The sequence below is a fragment of the Devosia enhydra genome (assembly GCF_900119845.1).
Lineage (GTDB): Bacteria > Pseudomonadota > Alphaproteobacteria > Rhizobiales > Devosiaceae > FPKU01.
In genome coordinates this window covers 898132-915388 of record NZ_FPKU01000001.1, presented here as the reverse complement: position 1 = coordinate 915388, position 17257 = coordinate 898132, and the positions used below count along the sequence as shown (strand labels likewise).

17 protein-coding genes are annotated in these 17257 nt (G+C 63.7%); 15 read left to right on the top strand and 2 right to left on the bottom strand.

Translation table 11 applies throughout. The annotated features are described in order from the left end of the window. Positions 1 to 19 precede the first annotated feature (19 nt). The 9 genes from BT183_RS04445 to BT183_RS04405 are packed head-to-tail and all read left to right on the top strand — an operon-like array spanning position 20 to position 7445. Positions 20 to 1417, top strand: a complete 1398-nt coding sequence (locus BT183_RS04445; protein ID WP_072339386.1) for a pyruvate dehydrogenase complex E1 component subunit beta — start codon at positions 20 to 22, stop codon at positions 1415 to 1417. A 4-nt stretch (positions 1418 to 1421) separates the two neighbouring features. After that, positions 1422 to 2804 (top strand): pyruvate dehydrogenase complex dihydrolipoamide acetyltransferase, encoded by a 1383-nt coding sequence (locus tag BT183_RS04440; protein ID WP_072339384.1) that lies wholly within the window; start codon positions 1422 to 1424, stop codon positions 2802 to 2804. Positions 2805 to 2855: 51 nt separating this feature from the next. Then, complete coding sequence (locus BT183_RS04435; RefSeq protein ID WP_072339382.1) at positions 2856 to 3371, top strand: hypothetical protein; 516 nt, start codon at positions 2856 to 2858, stop codon at positions 3369 to 3371. Positions 3372 to 3410: 39 nt separating this feature from the next. After that, positions 3411 to 4049 (top strand): SGNH/GDSL hydrolase family protein, encoded by a 639-nt coding sequence (locus BT183_RS04430; protein ID WP_072339380.1) that lies wholly within the window; start codon positions 3411 to 3413, stop codon positions 4047 to 4049. A gap of 9 nt (positions 4050 to 4058) precedes the next feature. After that, entirely contained in the window at positions 4059 to 5498 is a 1440-nt protein-coding gene (gene lpdA / locus BT183_RS04425; RefSeq protein ID WP_072339378.1) for a dihydrolipoyl dehydrogenase, read from the top strand. Positions 5499 to 5533: 35 nt separating this feature from the next. Further along, complete coding sequence (locus BT183_RS04420) at positions 5534 to 5782, top strand: GlsB/YeaQ/YmgE family stress response membrane protein (protein ID WP_072341521.1); 249 nt, start codon at positions 5534 to 5536, stop codon at positions 5780 to 5782. A gap of 9 nt (positions 5783 to 5791) precedes the next feature. Further along, complete coding sequence (locus tag BT183_RS04415; protein ID WP_072339374.1) at positions 5792 to 6046, top strand: hypothetical protein; 255 nt, start codon at positions 5792 to 5794, stop codon at positions 6044 to 6046. Between the two features lie 13 nt (positions 6047 to 6059). Then, positions 6060 to 7001, top strand: a complete 942-nt coding sequence (gene lipA / locus BT183_RS04410; protein WP_072339372.1) for a lipoyl synthase — start codon at positions 6060 to 6062, stop codon at positions 6999 to 7001. A 3-nt stretch (positions 7002 to 7004) separates the two neighbouring features. After that, entirely contained in the window at positions 7005 to 7445 is a 441-nt protein-coding gene (locus BT183_RS04405; RefSeq protein WP_072339370.1) for a type II toxin-antitoxin system RatA family toxin, read from the top strand. Positions 7446 to 7509: 64 nt separating this feature from the next. Here the strand turns inward: BT183_RS04405 and BT183_RS04400 are convergent, their stop codons facing one another. Both BT183_RS04400 and BT183_RS04395 read right to left on the bottom strand, forming a co-directional pair. Beyond that, positions 7510 to 8004 (bottom strand): CinA family protein, encoded by a 495-nt coding sequence (locus tag BT183_RS04400; protein WP_244545244.1) that lies wholly within the window; start codon positions 8002 to 8004, stop codon positions 7510 to 7512. Positions 8005 to 8008: 4 nt separating this feature from the next. Next, positions 8009 to 9202, bottom strand: a complete 1194-nt coding sequence (locus BT183_RS04395; protein ID WP_072339368.1) for a bifunctional 2-C-methyl-D-erythritol 4-phosphate cytidylyltransferase/2-C-methyl-D-erythritol 2,4-cyclodiphosphate synthase — start codon at positions 9200 to 9202, stop codon at positions 8009 to 8011. Positions 9203 to 9359: 157 nt separating this feature from the next. Here BT183_RS04395 and dusB point away from each other — a divergent pair, with 157 nt between their 5' ends. From dusB to hfq, 6 genes are all read left to right on the top strand, one after another. After that, positions 9360 to 10337, top strand: coding sequence for a tRNA dihydrouridine synthase DusB (dusB, locus tag BT183_RS04390; protein WP_244545243.1), 978 nt, complete (start codon positions 9360 to 9362; stop codon positions 10335 to 10337). After that, on the top strand, positions 10334 to 11458 hold the full coding sequence (locus tag BT183_RS04385) for a two-component system sensor histidine kinase NtrB (RefSeq protein ID WP_072339364.1): 1125 nt from the start codon (positions 10334 to 10336) through the stop codon (positions 11456 to 11458). The genes dusB and BT183_RS04385 overlap by 4 nt, the downstream gene beginning before the upstream one ends. Continuing rightward, entirely contained in the window at positions 11455 to 12906 is a 1452-nt protein-coding gene (gene ntrC, locus BT183_RS04380; protein WP_072339362.1) for a nitrogen regulation protein NR(I), read from the top strand. The genes BT183_RS04385 and ntrC overlap by 4 nt, the downstream gene beginning before the upstream one ends. Before the next feature lie 148 nt (positions 12907 to 13054). After that, positions 13055 to 15454, top strand: coding sequence for a sensor histidine kinase NtrY-like (locus BT183_RS04375; protein WP_143145659.1), 2400 nt, complete (start codon positions 13055 to 13057; stop codon positions 15452 to 15454). Then, positions 15454 to 16836 carry a nitrogen assimilation response regulator NtrX gene (gene ntrX, locus BT183_RS04370; RefSeq protein ID WP_072339359.1) on the top strand — a complete coding sequence of 461 codons (1383 nt, stop codon included), beginning with the start codon at positions 15454 to 15456 and terminating at the stop codon, positions 16834 to 16836. Before BT183_RS04375 ends, ntrX begins: the two co-directional genes overlap by 1 nt. A gap of 160 nt (positions 16837 to 16996) precedes the next feature. Then, the gene (hfq, locus tag BT183_RS04365; protein WP_072339357.1) at positions 16997 to 17248 is read left to right on the top strand and encodes an RNA chaperone Hfq; all 252 of its coding nucleotides are present in this window, start codon (positions 16997 to 16999) and stop codon (positions 17246 to 17248) included. The last annotated feature ends 9 nt before the right edge of the window (positions 17249 to 17257 follow it).

Here is a 17257-nt window from a genome sequence, read left to right as displayed (position 1 = left end):
CGCGCTCCGGAGCCCGCCCATGCCCAATATCCTGATGCCCGCCCTCAGCCCGACGATGGAAGAGGGCAAGCTCGCCAAGTGGCTCGTGAAAGTCGGGGATACCGTATCGCCCGGCGACGTTCTTGCCGAGATCGAGACCGACAAGGCAACGATGGAAGTCGAGTCGGTCGATTCCGGCACCGTCACCAAAATCCTCGTCGAGGCCGGCACCGAAGGCGTGAAGGTCAACACGCCCATCGCGCTGGTTCTGGCCGAAGGCGAGCAGGAGAGCGAGGCTGCGCCCAAGGCCGAAGCCGCGCCTGCCGAGAGCGAGAAGCCCGGGCCCGATGCGGCCGCCGCTGAAACCTCGATGCCGACCGTCAACGAGACCAAGGCACCCGCAGCGCCGCGGCTCGAAGCCGCTGCCGATCCCGATCTGCCCGAAGGGGTCGAGATGGTGGAAATGACGGTTCGCCAGGCGCTCAACGAGGCCATGGCCGAAGAGCTTCGGCGTGACGAGACGGTCTTCGTCATGGGCGAGGAAGTCGCCGAGTATCAGGGCGCCTACAAGATCACCCAGGGCCTGCTGCAGGAGTTCGGGGCCAAGCGCATCATCGATACCCCGATCACCGAACACGGTTTTGCCGGCATCGGTGTTGGCGCAGCCTTCGCCGGGCTGCGTCCGATCGTCGAGTTCATGACCTGGAATTTCGCCATGCAGGCGATCGACCAGATCATCAACTCGGCCGCCAAGCAGCTCTACATGTCGGGCGGGCAGGTGACGGCGCCGATCGTGTTCCGCGGACCCAATGGCGCTGCGGCTCGCGTTGCGGCCCAGCATAGCCAGGACTTTTCGGCCTGGTACAGCCATGTGCCCGGTCTCTACGTCATCGCGCCTTATAGCGCGGCGGACGCCAAGGGTCTCCTCAAGGCGGCGATCCGGTCCAATACGCCGGTCGTCTTCCTTGAAAACGAAATTCTCTACGGTTCGACCGGGCTCGTGCCCAAGGTCGACGATTACGTGCTGCCCATCGGCAAGGCGCGGATCGCCCGCAAGGGCAAGGATGTCACCATCGTCTCGTTCTCGATGGGCATGCGCTACGCGACACAGGCAACGGAAAAGCTGGTTGCCCAGGGTGTCGATGTCGAGCTGATCGATCTGCGCACGCTGCGCCCGATGGACATCGATACGGTCATCGAGTCGGTCAAGAAGACCGGCCGCTGCGTCACCGTCGAAGAAGGTTGGCCGCAGGGCGGCATCGGCGCCGAGATCGCGGCGCAGCTGATGGAGAAGGCGTTCGATTATCTCGATGCGCCGGTCACCCGAGTCACCGGCAAGGACGTGCCGATGCCCTATGCCGCAAATCTCGAGAAGCTGGCGCTGCCCAACGTCGACGAAGTAATCGCCGCCGTCAACGCCGTCACCTACCGGAGCTGAGGTCATGCCGATCAACATCACCATGCCGGCGCTCTCCCCGACGATGGAAGAGGGCAAGCTCGCCAAATGGCACGTCAAGGAGGGTGACACCGTCTCTTCGGGCGACGTGATTGCAGAGATCGAGACCGACAAGGCCACCATGGAAGTCGAGGCGGTCGACGAGGGCAAGATCGGCAAGATCCTGGTTGCCGAGGGCACCGAGGGTGTAAAGGTCAACGCGATCATCGCTGTGCTCCTCGAAGAGGGCGAGACCGCAGAGGCCGAGCCGCAGCCCAAGCCTGAGGCCGCAAAATCCCAAGCGGCCAAGACCGATGCCGCGAAGTCGACAACCGGCTCGGATGCGGCAAAGCCCGCGGCAGCCGCGAGTAAAGCCAGCGCTCCGGCGGCTGCGCCTTCGGTCGCCAACAGCAACACCGGTTCGAGCGCGCCTCAGAAGGCTGATAGCGGTCGCGTCTTCGCCTCGCCGCTGGCCCGGCGGCTGGCAAAGGAAGCGGGTCTCGATCTTTCGGCGATTGCCGGATCGGGCCCGAAAGGCCGCGTGATCAAGGCCGATGTCGAGGCCGCAAGCTCGGGGAAAGCCCAGCCCAAGGCCGCGCCTTCCGCCGCGCCGCCGGCTTCGGCCGGTTCCGCAGCCACGCCTGCCGGAATGACCAAGGCCCAGGTTCTGGCGCTCTATCCCGAGGGCAGCTACGAGCTCGTTCCCGCCGATGGCATGCGCAAGGTGGTGGCAGCGCGCCTCACCGAATCCAAGCAGACGGTGCCGCATTTCTATCTCACGCTCGATTGTCGCATCGATGCGCTGATGGCTGCGCGCGAGCAGATCAACGCACTGGCCCCCAAGGACAAGGACGGCAAGCCGGCCTACAAGCTCTCGGTCAACGATTTCATCGTCAAGGCCTGGGGCCATGCGCTGATGGCCGTACCTTCGGCGAACGCGACCTGGGCGGGAGACGCGATCCTGCTGCACAAGCATGCCGATGTGGCGGTTGCCGTGGCCGTGCCCGGTGGCCTCTTCACTCCGGTGGTGAAGGCCGTCGAGACCAAGTCGCTGCGTCAGATCTCCGAAGAGGTGAAAGACCTTGCCGGGCGCGCCCGGAGCCGGAAGCTCGCCCCGCATGAATATCAGGGCGGCGCGTCCTCGGTCTCCAATCTGGGCATGTACGGCATCAAGCACTTTGCCGCCGTGATCAACCCGCCGCACGGGACAATCCTTGCGGTCGGGGCTGGCGAGGAGCGGGTCTACGCCGAAAGGGGCGAGATCAAGACCGGTACCTTCATGACCGTCACGCTCTCCTGCGATCACCGCTCGGTCGATGGTGCGCTGGGGGCCGAACTTCTGGCCGCCTTCAAGGGGCTGATCGAAAATCCGGTAATGATGCTGGCTTGATCAGTTCAAATCACGTTAGATAATGACGCTCACTTCTATTCGGGGGATTTGATGAAGTCATTGCTGACGGTCTTGGCGTTGCTAGTGTCACTTGGTTTGGCTGCGCCCGCAAGCGCGCAAGATGCCGCTGTAATCAACGCTGACAAGGCATTGGTCGAGAGCTTCTTTTACGGGTCATCGGCACAGGCAAAGAAATTCGTGAGCGGCTATACAATGCTGATCGCGATCCGCCCTCAGCCAGATTTTGTACGGCGGCGGCTGCAATTCTCCGGGACGGGAGTGATGTATTTCGCGCCTGACGGCGGTTTGCTGGCTTGGTCTGGCTATTCGAAGAAGATTGAGGCGGGTAAGTGGTTTCTAAAGCGGGGAGGCAATTTCAACATGCTTTGCGTTGAGTTTGCCAAAGGCCGCGGGGAACCGGTATGCGCGTCTCCGCTAATGGGTGGCCATTGGATCCGGCAGAGCACCAAAGGCAATGCTTTTGGTCTTAAGGCAGGCGCTCCGGTGCGCTTCAGTTTTGGCATTGGTGGCCTTACCCTGCAAAAGCTTGCGTCCCAGATGCAATGAGTGTGGACGCTGCCGCCAAGGTGGAATGAGAGAGTTTAGATGAAAACCATCCTCGCCTATGGCGACAGCCTCACCTACGGGCACGATGCTGCGGTGTTCGGACGCCATGCCTATGAAGACAGGTGGCCCAGCGTGCTGGAGGCTGGCCTTGGCGGCGTGGCGCGTGTCATCGCCGAAGGTCTTGGCGGGCGCACTACGGTTTTCGACGACAACGCCGCCGCCTTCGATCGCAATGGCGCGCGCGTGCTGCCGACGCTTTTGCAGACGCACGCGCCGCTCGATCTGGTGATCATTTTCCTTGGCACTAACGATCTCAAGCTCTTCATCAACGGCACGGCGTTCGGCGCTGCCATGGGCGTGAAGCGACTTGTGGAAATCGTGCGGCACCATCCCTATATGCCGGGCTTTAAGGTGCCCGAAGTGGTGATCGTCTCGCCGCCGCTGACGGTCGAGACGGACCACAAGGACCTGCACCCGATGTTTGCGCCGCGCGCAGATGAGGCCAAGCTCTTTTCGTTTTATTACGGGCGGATCGCCAAAGAGCTGGGCTGCGGCTATTTCGACGCTGCGACCGTGGCGAAAGCCACGCCGATCGATGGCGTTCACCTCGATGCGGCCAACACCCGTGCGATCGGCGAGGGGCTCGTGCCGGTCGTCAAGTCCATTCTCAAGATCTAGGAGCCCGCAATGGCCGACAGCTACGACCTCATCGTCATCGGTGCGGGCCCCGGCGGATATATCGCGGCCATTCGTGCCGCCCAGCTCGGGCTCAAGACGGCGATCGTCGAGCGCGAGCACATGGCCGGCATCTGCTCGAACTGGGGCTGCATACCGACCAAGGCGCTGCTGCGCTCGGCAGAAATCTACGGGCACATGCAGCATGCCAAGGATTACGGCCTCTCCGCCGGCGCGCCGGGGTTCGACATGGGCGCCATCGTCAAGCGCTCGCGTGGCATCGCGACCCAGATGAATACCGGCGTCCAGTTCCTCATGAAGAAGAACAAGGTCGACATCATCTGGGGCGAGGCGCGGCTGGAGAAAGCCGGCACCGTGGTGGTCGAAAAAACGAAAAAGAAGGCGATGGACCCCCAGGTTCCGCCGCCGAAGTCGACGCTCGGCCCAGGTACCTACACAGCCAAGAACGTGATCATCGCCACAGGCGCGCGCCCGCGTGTATTGCCCGGCATCGAGCCCGATGGTGATCGGATCTGGACCTATTTCGAGGCCATGGTCCCTGCCGAAATGCCCAAGTCGCTGGTGGTCATGGGATCAGGCGCCATCGGCATCGAATTCGCCTCTTTCTACCGATCCATGGGCGCGGAAGTTACGGTCATTGAGCTCCTGCCGCAGATCCTGCCTGTCGAGGATTCCGAGATCGCCGCTCATGTGCGCAAGCGGCTCGAAAAGCGCGGCATCAAGTTCCTGACCGATGCCAAGGTCGAAAAGGTCGAGAAGTCGGCCAAGGGCGTCGTTGCCCATGTCGCGCTGAAGTCGGGCGACAAGCAGCAGGTTGCCGGTGACAGGCTGATTTCTGCGGTTGGCGTCGTGTGCAATACCGAAGGTCTCGGACTGGAGACAGTCGGCGTCAAGCTGGATCGCGGCGCCATCGTCGTTGACGGCCATGGTCGCACCAACGTGCCGGGTGTCTGGGCCATCGGCGACGTCGCGGGCCCGCCCATGCTGGCGCACAAGGCCGAGCACGAAGCGGTGATCGCCGTCGAAACCATCGCCGGCCACAAGGTTCACGGCCTCGACAAGTCCAAGGTGCCCGGCTGCACCTATTGCGAGCCGCAGGTGGCGAGCGTGGGGATGACCGAAGCCAAGGCGAAGGAAGCCGGACGCGACATCAAGGTCGGGCGCTTCCCCTTCATCGGCAATGGCAAGGCCGTGGCCTTGGGCGAGCCCGACGGGCTGGTCAAGACCATCTTCGACGCCAAGACCGGAGAACTGCTGGGAGCCCATATGGTGGGCGCCGAAGTCACCGAGCTGATCCAGGGTTTCGTCGTTGCCATGAACCTCGAGACCACCGAGGAAGAGCTGATGCACACCATCTTCCCGCATCCGACCCTGAGCGAGACGATGAAGGAAAGCGTGCTTGACGCCTATGGTCGGGCACTCAATATCTGATGGGCAACAGCCTCGTGCCACCGGAGCCGATCGGGATGGATGGACAGCAGATCCTGATCTGGGTGCTCGTGGGCCTCGCGGCCGGCTGGCTGGCCAGCCGCATCGTCGGCGGCACGGGCCTGATCCGCTATCTCGCAGCTGGGCTTCTCGGCTCTATTGTCGGGGGCTTCATTGTGTCCTATTTCGGCATTGCCATTCCCGTCGATAATGTCTGGCTGCGCGAATTCATCATCGCCACGGGCGGCGCCGTCATCGTCATTCTGGCGGCGCGGCTGGTCGCCTGAGGAGAACCCATGTCCATTCGGCGCCGTATCTTCCTTGTGCTCCTCATCTTCTGGACATCCGTCGGGCTTGTCGCGGGCACGGTGGAGCTGCTGTATCCCGGCGCGAGCCATGTGAAGCTCAACATGGTGCCGGTCGAGGGGCTCACGGCCTTCTGGACTGCAGTCGTTGCCGGGGCGTTGCCCGGCCTCATCTTCGGCGCGTTGGGCTGGGGCATCGCGTCGCTCTTCCAGGTTCCGGCCAAAGCTCCGGCTCGGAACCCTTGATCGGAGAACACACGTGGTTACGCTGATCGACAGCCGTCCCCGGCACCCCGAAAAGGCCAATCGCCCCGATACCGAAGTGCTGCGCAAGCCGGACTGGATCCGCGTGCGCGCGCCGGGCTCGCCGGTTTACCGCGAAACCCAGAAGATCGTGCGCGAGAACAATCTCGTCACCGTGTGCGAGGAAGCCGGCTGCCCCAATATCGGGGAGTGCTGGAGCAAGAAGCACGCGACGATGATGATCATGGGCGAGGTGTGCACACGCGCCTGCGCCTTCTGCAACGTACGCACCGGCCTGCCGCTGCCGCTCGATCCCAACGAGCCGGAGAACGTGGCGAAGGCCGTGGATACGCTCGGGCTCGAGCATGTCGTCATCACATCGGTCGATCGGGATGATCTGCCCGATGGCGGGGCCCGGCATTTCGCCGATGTCATCCTTGCGATCCGGGCGCGCACTCCGCGCACCACCATCGAGATCCTGACGCCCGATTTCCTGCGCAAGGACGGCGCGCTCGAAATCGTGGTGGCTGCGAAGCCCGACGTGTTCAACCACAATCTGGAGACGGTGCCCTCGAAATATCTGAAGGTTCGCCCGGGCGCGCGCTATTTCCACTCGATCCGGCTGTTGCAGAAGGTCAAGGAACTCGACCCGACCATGTTCACCAAGTCCGGCATCATGGTCGGACTGGGCGAAGAGCGGAACGAAGTGTTGCAGTTGATGGACGACCTGCGCTCGGCCGATGTGGATTTCCTCACAATCGGGCAGTATCTTCAGCCGACCCGCAAGCACCATCCGGTGCTGCGCTTCGTGACGCCAGACGAGTTCAAGTCCTACGCGACCATCGCCAAGACCAAGGGCTTCCACCTCGTGTCCGCTTCACCGCTGACCCGCTCGTCCCACCATGCGGGCGAGGATTTTGCTCGCCTCAAGGCCGCACGGCTCGCGGCGCAGCGCTGATCCATGCCCGACCTGTTTTTCGAGCGGCACGTGCCGCATCTGCCTGGCTCGATGTTTGCGCTCGTAGCCGATCTCGAGACCTATCCCAGCTTCGTGCCGAACTGCTCAGCGATGAGGGTGTGGACCGACCGTCCTCTTGCCGCCAATGAGCGGTTCGCCAAGATGACGATCCGCTTCGGACCGGTCACCCAGTCCTACACAAGCCGGGTGACCATGGACGAGGCGGCGCGCACCATCCGCGCCAAGGCGGTCGATGGGCCGTTCGCCTATCTCGACAGCACGTGGCGGTTCGAGCCCGAAGGGCAGGGGACGCGCGTCACCTTCGACATCGATTTCAAGATATCAAATCCGCTGATCGCAGCCGTTGCCGAGCCCGCCTTCGCGGCGAAGCAGGGCGAGATCATGGATGCGTTCGTCGCCGAGGCGGACCGGCGGTTTGGCTGAGGCGAGAGCGTTTCGAGGCAAAGGGGATACCGGTTTGCCGTCCGGAAACGCGACAATTTAAGCTCTAGCCGCTCTTTGCCGCAGCGATGATCATCCTGAGCGCCTCAACTACAGTGGCGTGGCGCACGCCTGCACGATCGAGCCCACTGAACTGTCGTTGCAGATGGCGCACGCCATCGGGCCCGGCCAGGGCGAAATGCACAAGCCCGGCAGGTTTGGCCTCGGAGGCACCCGGACCGGCGACGCCCGTCACTGCAACGGCAATGTGCGTGCCGGCAGCGGCCAGTGCCCCTTCGGCCATGGCGATGGCCACCTCTTTCGAAACCGCGCCATGCGACTTGAGCAGGGCCCAGGGCACGCCGATCATGGCGATTTTGGCTTCGTTGGCATAGGTGACGAAGCCGCCATAGACCACCTCGGACGATCCCGCCACGGACGTCAACGCTCCGGCGATCAATCCACCCGTGCAACTCTCCGCCGTCGAGACGGTCAGCCGCCGGGCGATCAGCGCAGCCACGGCCTCGCGGGCCAGTGCGTCGATGTCGGGCGGCATCTGCATCGGATCAGTCCTGCCTCGGCAATTCGACAGATGCCGAGGCGATGGCGCAAATCCCCTCTTCCCGCCCCACGAAGCCGATTTTCTCGTTGGTTGTTGCCTTGACCGCCACGCGGCTTGGGTTGATGCCGCAGATGGCGCCGATGACGTCCCGCATCGCCGGCACATGTGCCCCGATCCGCGGCGCCTCGGCCACGATGGTGATGTCGAGATTGACGATGCGCCCGCCACGCGCGGCCACGAGCCCAGCCGCATGCTCGAGGAAAATGCGTGAGGCGGCGCCCTTCCACTTCATATCGCTGGGCGGAAAATGATGACCGATATCGCCCTCGCCAAGCGCCCCATAGATGGCATCGCAGAGCGCATGCAGGGCCACATCGGCATCGGAGTGGCCCTTGAGCTTGCGGGTGTGCGCAATTTCGACGCCGGCGAGCCAGACCGATTGCCCGTCATCGAAGGGGTGCACGTCATAGCCCGTGCCGATACGCGTCTCCATCCGGCGATCTCCCAGAATCATGCGCTCGGCGCGCTCGAAATCGCCGGGCATCGTCAGCTTGATGTTGCGAAGGCTGCCAGGTGTCAGGACGACGTCGAGCCCCGCCCATTCGGCAATCGCCGCGTCGTCGGTGAATTCGCGCGGCAGTCGCGCTGCCCGCAGATGGGCCGAAAGGATTTGCGGGAAGCGGAAGCCCTGCGGTGTCTGGGCGGCAAACAGTGTCTGCCGATCCTCCGTCCGCTCGACCAGGCGTCCGTCGCTCGAGCGCTTGATGGTATCGGTGACTGGCGTCACGGGCAGCGAGGCCTGCGCGCTCTCGAGCGCCGCGATGACCCCCCCGATAAGCTCGGCATCCGCAAATGGGCGCGCGGCGTCCTGGATCAGCACAATGTCTGGCCTCAGCGGTGCCAGCGCTTCGAGCCCGGCGCGCACCGAGGCCTGACGCGTCGCGCCCCCGATGACCGGAGGATGCAGCCGATCATGGCCCAGAGCGAGCCTTGCGTAGCGCTGTTGATGGTCGGCATGGATGACAGGAACGACATGGTCGATGGCGTCGATTGCGAGGAAAGCTTCGACGGTCCGGGACAGCACGGGCTTGCCGGCCAGAAGGCGATACTGCTTTGGCTCAGGATCGCCATCGCGGCTCGCACGCTCGCCCTTGCCGGCAGCTACGATAATGACGGCGATCCGCTGCGCGACGGCCATGCTCAACCTCCCTGCGGTATCGATGCCATAGCGGTTACCACATGGGCAGGGCAAGCCCAGCAAAAGCGGTTGCAGTCGAACGCTTTTTGACTATTGTGCAGGCACTTCAGCGAATTGAGCGTTTCGCGTGCACGCGCTTTCCACCACTGCCTTACCCTTGAGCATCGGGGGCCACGAATTGCCCAACCGGGCGTTTCTGGCGCCCATGGCTGGCATTACCGATGCGCCGATGCGCAAGCTGGCCCACCGGTTCGGCGCCGGCCTTGTCGTGTCAGAAATGGTGGCGAGTTCGGCGCTGTCAACGGGCCATGCGGATATGGTGCGCAAACTCGGCCGCGTCTCCGGCATTCCGCATGTGGTGCAGCTTGCCGGCTGCGAGCCCGAATGGATGGCGCGCGGCGCAGCCATCGCGCGCGACGCGGGCGCCGATGTGCTCGATATCAATTTCGGCTGTCCGTCCAAGCGCGTCACCAATGGGTATGCCGGGTCGGCGCTGATGCGCGTGCCGGACCTTGCGATGCGGCTTGTAGAGGCCGTGATGACGGTGGGGCTGCCGGTGACGATCAAGATGCGCCTCGGCTGGAACGACGAAAGCCTCAACGCAGCTGACATGGCGCGGCGCGCGGAGGCCCTTGGCGTCAGGATGGTCACCGTCCACGGCCGGACGCGGGAACAGTTCTACAAGGGGCAGGCGCGCTGGGCCCCGGTGCGGGAGGTCGTCGAGGCCGTTCGCGTGCCGGTGGTGATCAATGGGGACATCACGACGCTCGATGCCGCGCAGGACGCGCTGTCGCAATCGGGCGCCGCCGCAGTGATGATCGGGCGCGGCGCGCAGGGGCGTCCCTGGATCGTTGGACAGGTCGGCGCAGCCTTGGCGGGCGCTGACGCCGGACGCGCTCCCGAGGGCGAGGCCCTGATCGACCTCGTCACCGAGCATTACGAGGATATCCTCACGCTCTATGGCAGCGCGCTCGGAGTTCGCATCGCGCGCAAGCATCTCGACTGGTACCTCGAAGGGCAGGGCGCAGAGCCGCCCAAGGCCCTGCGCCAGACGATGCTGACCTCGGATAGCCCGCGCGAGGCGATCAGTCTTTTTCGCGAGGCGCTCGTTTCTGGCCGAAAGGAAGCCGCATGAAGTCCGACGCGCTCGGCGCGCTCTCGGCCGCCATTCTCCAGGCTTTGCCGCAGCCCATCCTCGTGGTCAACGAGAGCCGGACCGTGATGTTCGTCAACTACGCGGCGGAGGCCTTCTTCGGCGCATCGCTGAGCGTGCTCAGCCGCCAGAAGCTCGATGACCTCATTGCATTCGGCTCGCCGATCATCGGGCTCGTGGAATCGGTGGCCGAACGTCGCGCCCCCATGACGGAATACCGTGTCCGGGTGGGGTCATCCCGTTTCGGGGACGAGCGGGTCGTCGACGTCTTCGGCACACCGATGGCCGAGCTCGAAGGTCAGGTTGCGCTGCTCTTTCAGGAGCGCACCATGGCCGACAAGATCGATCGGCAACTGGTCAGTCGCGGCGCCGCCCGCTCGGTCACCGGCCTCGCATCGATGATGGCCCACGAGATCAAGAACCCGCTCTCTGGCATCAGGGGCGCCGCCCAGCTGCTCGAGCAGAGCGTTGCCTCCGAGGAATTGCCGCTCGCGCGCCTCATCCGTGAGGAAACCGATCGCATCGTCGACCTCATCGACCGCGTCGAGGTGTTCGGCGATGACCGCCCGCTCGATCGCGAACCGATCAACATCCATGTGGTGCTCGATCGGGTGAAGCTGCTTGCGCGCAACGGGGTGGCCCGCGGCATCGATTTCACCGAGGAGTATGATCCCTCGCTGCCGCCGGTGCTGGGCAATCGAGACCAGCTCGTGCAGGTCTTCCTCAACCTCATCAAGAATGCGGCCGAAGCCCTCGAGCACACGCAGAAGCCCGAGATCCGCATCTCCACCGCCTTCCGGCCGGGCATCCGGATTTCCGTGCAGGGCATTTCGCAGCGCATTTCGCTGCCGCTCGAGATCGTCATCGAAGACAACGGGCCGGGCGTGCCGTCCGACCTGCTGCCCATCCTCTTCGATCCCTTCGTTACCACCAAGACCAACGGATCCGGACTGGGCCTGGCGCTCGTGGCCAAGATCATCGGCGACCATGGCGGGGTCATTGACTGCGATAGCCGGCCCGGCCGCACCCGCTTCCGCATTCTCCTGCCCGTCGCGAGCGGCGGTGGCTTCGTGGCGCACAAGAAAGAGGCGAAATCATCATGAGCGGCCACACCATCTTGCTCGCCGATGACGATGCGGCCATCCGCATGGTGCTTAATCAGGCGCTGACACGCGCCGGGTATGAAGTGCGGCCCACGGGCAATCTCTCGACCATGTGGAATTGGGTGAGCCGCGGGGAGGGCGATCTTCTCATCACCGACGTGATGATGCCCGATGGCAATGCCTTCGACATCATGCCCAAGATCAAGAAGCTCAGGCCCGACCTGCCCATGGTGGTGATGAGCGCGCAGAACACCTTCATGACGGCGATCCGCGCCAACGAGATGGGCGCCTACGAATATCTGCCAAAGCCCTTCGACATCACGGAGGTGCTGTCGGTGGTGGCGCGGGCCCTGGCCGATGCCAAGAAGCCCACGCCTGCCGAGCGCAAGGCCGACGAACCGGGCGAGCAGATGCCGCTCGTAGGTCGCTCGACGGCGATGCAGGACATCTACAGGGCCCTTGCGCGGCTCATGCAGACCGATCTGACGGTGATGATCACCGGCGAGAGCGGCACCGGCAAGGAGCTCGTGGCCAAGGCCCTACATAATTTCGGCAAGCGCCGAAACGGACCCTTCGTCGCCATCAACATGGCGGCTATTCCGCGCGATCTGATCGAGGCCGAACTCTTCGGCCACGAGAAGGGGGCATTCACGGGGGCGACCTCCCGGTCCTCCGGTCGCTTCGAGCAGGCCGAGGGGGGCACGCTGTTCCTCGATGAGATCGGCGACATGCCGATGGATGCCCAGACCCGGCTCCTCCGCGTGCTGCAGGAGGGCGAATACACGATGGTCGGGGGTCGGACGCCGATCAAGTCCAATGTCCGCATCGTCGCCGCAACCCATCGGGACCTCGGCCAGATGATCCGGCAGGGCCTGTTTCGTGAAGATCTCTATTATCGCCTCAACGTCGTGCCCATCCGCCTGCCGCCGCTGCGCGAACGCGTCGACGACATCGGCGATCTGGTGCAGCATTTCCTGCGGGCCAGCCAAACCGAGGGCGAGCCGGTCAAGACCATCTCGTCAGAGGCGATTCGCCTCATGCAGAACTATTCCTGGCCAGGCAACGTCCGCGAACTCGAAAACCTCGTTCGCCGCCTCACCGCGCTTTATGCCGACGAGCAGATTTCGCTCGAGATCGTGCAGTCGGAGCTCAACATTGCCGAGCGGCAGCCTCTGGTGGCCACCACCGGACCGGTGGACGTCTCGACAGCCGTCGAAACCCATGTCGCACAGCTGCTGCGCGAACATGAACCGGATCTGCCACCGCCGGGACTTTATCAGCGTGTGATCGATCGCGTCGAAGCGCCCCTGATCGCCATGGCGCTCAACGCCTGCGGCGGAAACCAGATCAAGGCGGCCGACCTGCTTGGCCTCAACCGCAACACCCTGCGCAAGAAGATCAGGACGCATTCGATCGAGATCGTCAAGCAGAGCCGCCGTCAGGGTTAGGCGGGCGCGCCTCTGTGGTGCGCGTTCGACCTAACGCCGATCGCTGTCACATTTCGGCAACATTTATCCCCAAGGGTCGACGTCGACAAAGGGAGCATGGTAGGTCCCGACTGATCCGAACCCGGCTCTGAACATGAACGATGTCGCGATGGCCAGCGCTGATCTGTCGGACAGCCGGGCCAATCCGGCTGTCGCTGCTGTTGCGTTCTTCGGGGATCGCTCCAAACAGGCCATTCGTGCACTTGGTCTGGTGGTGGTGATTTCGGCCGTGCTCGTCTCGGTAGGATCGTTCCTGATCCTCACCGGCGGCACGGATATCGAGCCGACGCCGGAAATCTGGACCGTCATCTGGGTCGCCAACGGCATCCTCGTGCTGATGCTGATTGCGCTCGTGCTCACCGAAGCGCTGCTCCTGCTGCAATCGCGCTGGCGCAAGGAAGCCGGTTCAGGGCTACAACTGCGCATGGTGACGCTTTTCGCCCTGGTTGCCGCCATCCCGGCGGCTCTGGTGGCGGTCGTGGCGACTTTTTCGCTCAATCAGGGCCTCGATCAGTGGTTCTCGGAGCGCACCCGCACCATCGTCGAAAGCTCCCGACTGGTGGCACGCTCGTACATGCTCGAGCACGCGCAGGTCTTGCGAGACGACATCATCTGGGTCGCGACCGAGCTCGAACAGGCTCGCGGTACCTACCAGACCGATCGCGAGCGCTTCCAGCGCATCCTGACGGCCTTGGCCACCACCCGCTCGCTGCCCTTCACCTCGCTGATCGACGCGTCCGGGGACACCCTCATGCGGGCCCAGATCAACGCGCCAGGGACGGTACCGCGCGTGCCCGATGGCCTGACCGAAGGGGTGGAGGAGGGGGTGCCGACCCTCATCGCGCCGGGTCGGACCAATCTGGTGGGCTCGGTGGTAAAGCTGCGCGGCTATACCGACACCTACCTGTTCGTCGCCCGACAGGTAGACCCGGTCGTGCTCGAGTTCATGCGACTGACCGACGAGAACATCACCGAGTATCGCGAATATGCGTCCAACCGGCTGGTGTTCCAGATCACGGTCACCATCACCTATGTCGGCCTTGCACTGGTGCTGCTGCTGGCGGCGCTCTGGACCGGCATCGCGATGGCGAACCGCTTCGTCGATCCGATCCGAAATCTCATGATTGCGTCGAGCCGGGTCAGTGCCGGCGATCTCGATGTGCAGGTGCCGGTTCAGGCGGGTCGCGGTGATCTGCGCGATCTCTCCAATCGCTTCAACCGCATGACCCACCAGCTCAAGACGCAGCGGCAGGCGCTGCTCGAAGCCAATGAAACCAATGAGAAGCGGCGGCAGTTTACCGAAGCAGTGGTGGAAGGCGTGTCGGCCGGCATTATCGGCCTCGATCCGTTCGGGGCCGTGACACTGGTCAATGCGCGCGCCGCCGAAATGCTGTCGCGAGATGAGGTTTCAGTGATCGGAGAGCCAATCGCGAAGGTCATTCCCCAACTCGCCCCGATCGTCGAGCGCGCCATGTCCGCCCGCCGTGGACAGACGCGCGACCAGATCGAACTGGGCTCTGGGCCGGATTACCGCACCTATCAGGTGCAGATCACCCGCGAAGGATCGATGACGGAATCCAAGGGCTTCGTGGCAACGCTGGACGATATTACCGACCTTTTGTCGGCACAGCGCACCGGGGCCTGGGCGGATGTGGCGCGACGCATCGCCCACGAAATCAAGAACCCGCTGACGCCCATCCAGCTTTCGGCCGAGCGCCTGCGCCGCCGTTACGGCGAGCGGCTCGAGGGCGATCGCGACGTTTTTGACAAATGCATCAACACCATCATCCGGCAGGTGGGCGATATCGGGCGGATGGTCGACGAGTTCTCGTCCTTCGCCCGCATGCCTGCCGCCCAGCCGGAAAAGGGCGATCTCTCCGATACCATCCGGCAGGCCGTGTTCCTTGAAAGCGTCCGCCTTCCGGCCATCGATATCTGGGTGAACCTGCCCGAGCAGCCGATCAGCGCCTTTTTCGACGCCAGGCTGATCTCGCAATGCTTGACGAATTTGATCAAGAATGCAGTAGAAGCGATCGAGGGCGCAGGGTTGGAGGCAATTCGCAACCCGGTCATCACCGTTGACGCCCAGCCGCAGGATACCCATGTGCGGGTTTCGATTTGCGATAACGGCAAGGGGTGGCCGAAGGAAAACCGCCAGCGTCTGCTCGAACCCTATATAACCACGCGTGAAAAGGGCACGGGACTGGGTCTTGCCATAGTGGCCAAGATCATCGAACAGCACGGGGGTCGGGTCGAACTGGTCGATGCCGAGCCCGACGAGGCAGGCCGGATAGGGGCCTGCTTTGCATTCACCCTGCCGCGCGGCAAGGCCACGGACGACGACGCTGCCGGCGCCGATGAGCCGGTTGCACACAAGCCTGACCAAGACACCAGTCATAACGGCGCCGGGGCGGATGCCGGAGGATTGGACGCAGCAATGCAAGAGGGCGACAGCAGGCCCCGTGACGAAATAGAGGAGCCAGCCGTCCCGGCGGCAGCGAGCACCTGATGGCACGCGATATTCTGATCATCGACGACGAAGACGACATCCGGGACCTGATCGCAGGCATTCTGGAGGACGAGGGGTATGAGGCCCGGCAGGCGCACGATGCCGATTCGGGTCTCAACGAGATCGCGAAGCGGCGACCCAGCCTGGTGTTTCTCGACATCTGGATGCAGGGTTCGCGGCTCGACGGGCTGCAATTGCTCGACGTCTTCCAGAGCCAGCATCCCGACCTGCCGGTGGTGATGATTTCGGGCCATGGCAATGTCGAGACCGCCGTCTCGGCCATCAAGCGCGGCGCCTATGACTATATCGAGAAGCCGTTCAAGATCGATCGCCTGCTGCTGATCACGCAGCGCGCCATGGAGGCCTCCCGGCTCAAGTCCGAAGTGGCGGATCTGCGCGAGCGCTCCAGCATCAAGGCGGCTGAACTGGCCGGCGCCTCGCCGGCGTTGCAGCAGGTTCGGGCCGTGATCGAGAAATCGGCGCCAACCAATTCGCGCGTCTTCATTTCTGGAGCATCAGGCAGCGGCAAGGGCCTGTGTGCGCGCCTCATTCACCAGCGCAGCCAGCGGGCGGACGCGCCATTCGTCGAGATCAACTGCTCGCTCTATGCGCCCGATGAGGTGCAGACGGTTCTCTTCGGGCGAGAGGCACGCGAGCGCATGGGCACGCTGCGTACGGAAGTCGGGGCTCTCGAACGTGCCCATGGCGGAACGCTCTATCTGTCCGAGGTCGCAAGCCTCCCGGCACCCGCCCAGGCCGCGCTGTTGCGGACGCTGGTGGAAAACCGCTTTCTCCGAGTCGGGGGCACCGTGCCGGTACCTATCGACGTGCGGGTGGTGTCCTCCAGCTCGCAGAACGTTGCGCAGGCCATCGAGGGCGGCGGGTTCCGTTCCGACCTCTTCCATCGCCTGTCGATCGTGCCCATTCAGCTGACGCCGTTGCGGGAGCGGCGGGAAGACATTCCGCCGCTGGTTGATCTCTTCATCGAGCAGGTGTGCCGCATGCACAACCTGCGCGCGATGGTGATCGGCGAAGATGCCCTCGCCGTCCTCCAGGCGCAGGACTGGCCCGGCAATGCCCGCCAGCTTCGCAATTCGATCGAGCGACTGCTGATCCTCATGAAGGATCAGGCGCCCGAGAACGGCGTCATCACGGCCGCCATGCTCCCTTCGGACATCGGCGAAGTGCTGCCGACGGTGGGCGACACCGATGCTTCGGCCCATCTCATGAGCCTGCCGCTGCGCGAGGCGCGCGAGGTGTTCGAGCGCCAGTATCTGCTGGCGCAGATCGAGCGGTTTGGGGGGAATATCTCGAAGACTGCTGAATTCGTGGGCATGGAGCGCAGTGCGCTGCACCGCAAGATCAAGTCGCTGGGGCTCTGAGAGATTTCGGCTGCGGGTATGCAGAAGGGCGCGGATGTGCGATAAATGATTGCGGTGGAAAGGTGCACTTTCCATGGCGACGGCGGCACCCCAAGCCGGCCGCCAACAGAAACGGACAAGTGGCAGCAAAGCGTCAGTGCTGCCCCAGAAGAGGCTCAAAATGCCCGTCGAGAGAAGCCCGAACCTTCAAGATTCGTTCCTCAACCACGTCCGCAAGAACAAGGTCCCGGTGACCATTTTCCTCGTGAACGGCGTCAAGCTTCAGGGCGTGATCACCTGGTTCGACAATTTCTGCTTGTTGCTGCGTCGCGACGCCCAGTCGCAACTGGTCTACAAGCACGCCATTTCGACGATCATGCCCGGTGCGCCGATCCAGCTTTTCGATCCCGAGCATACGGCCGACAGCGAGTGATCGGGCCGC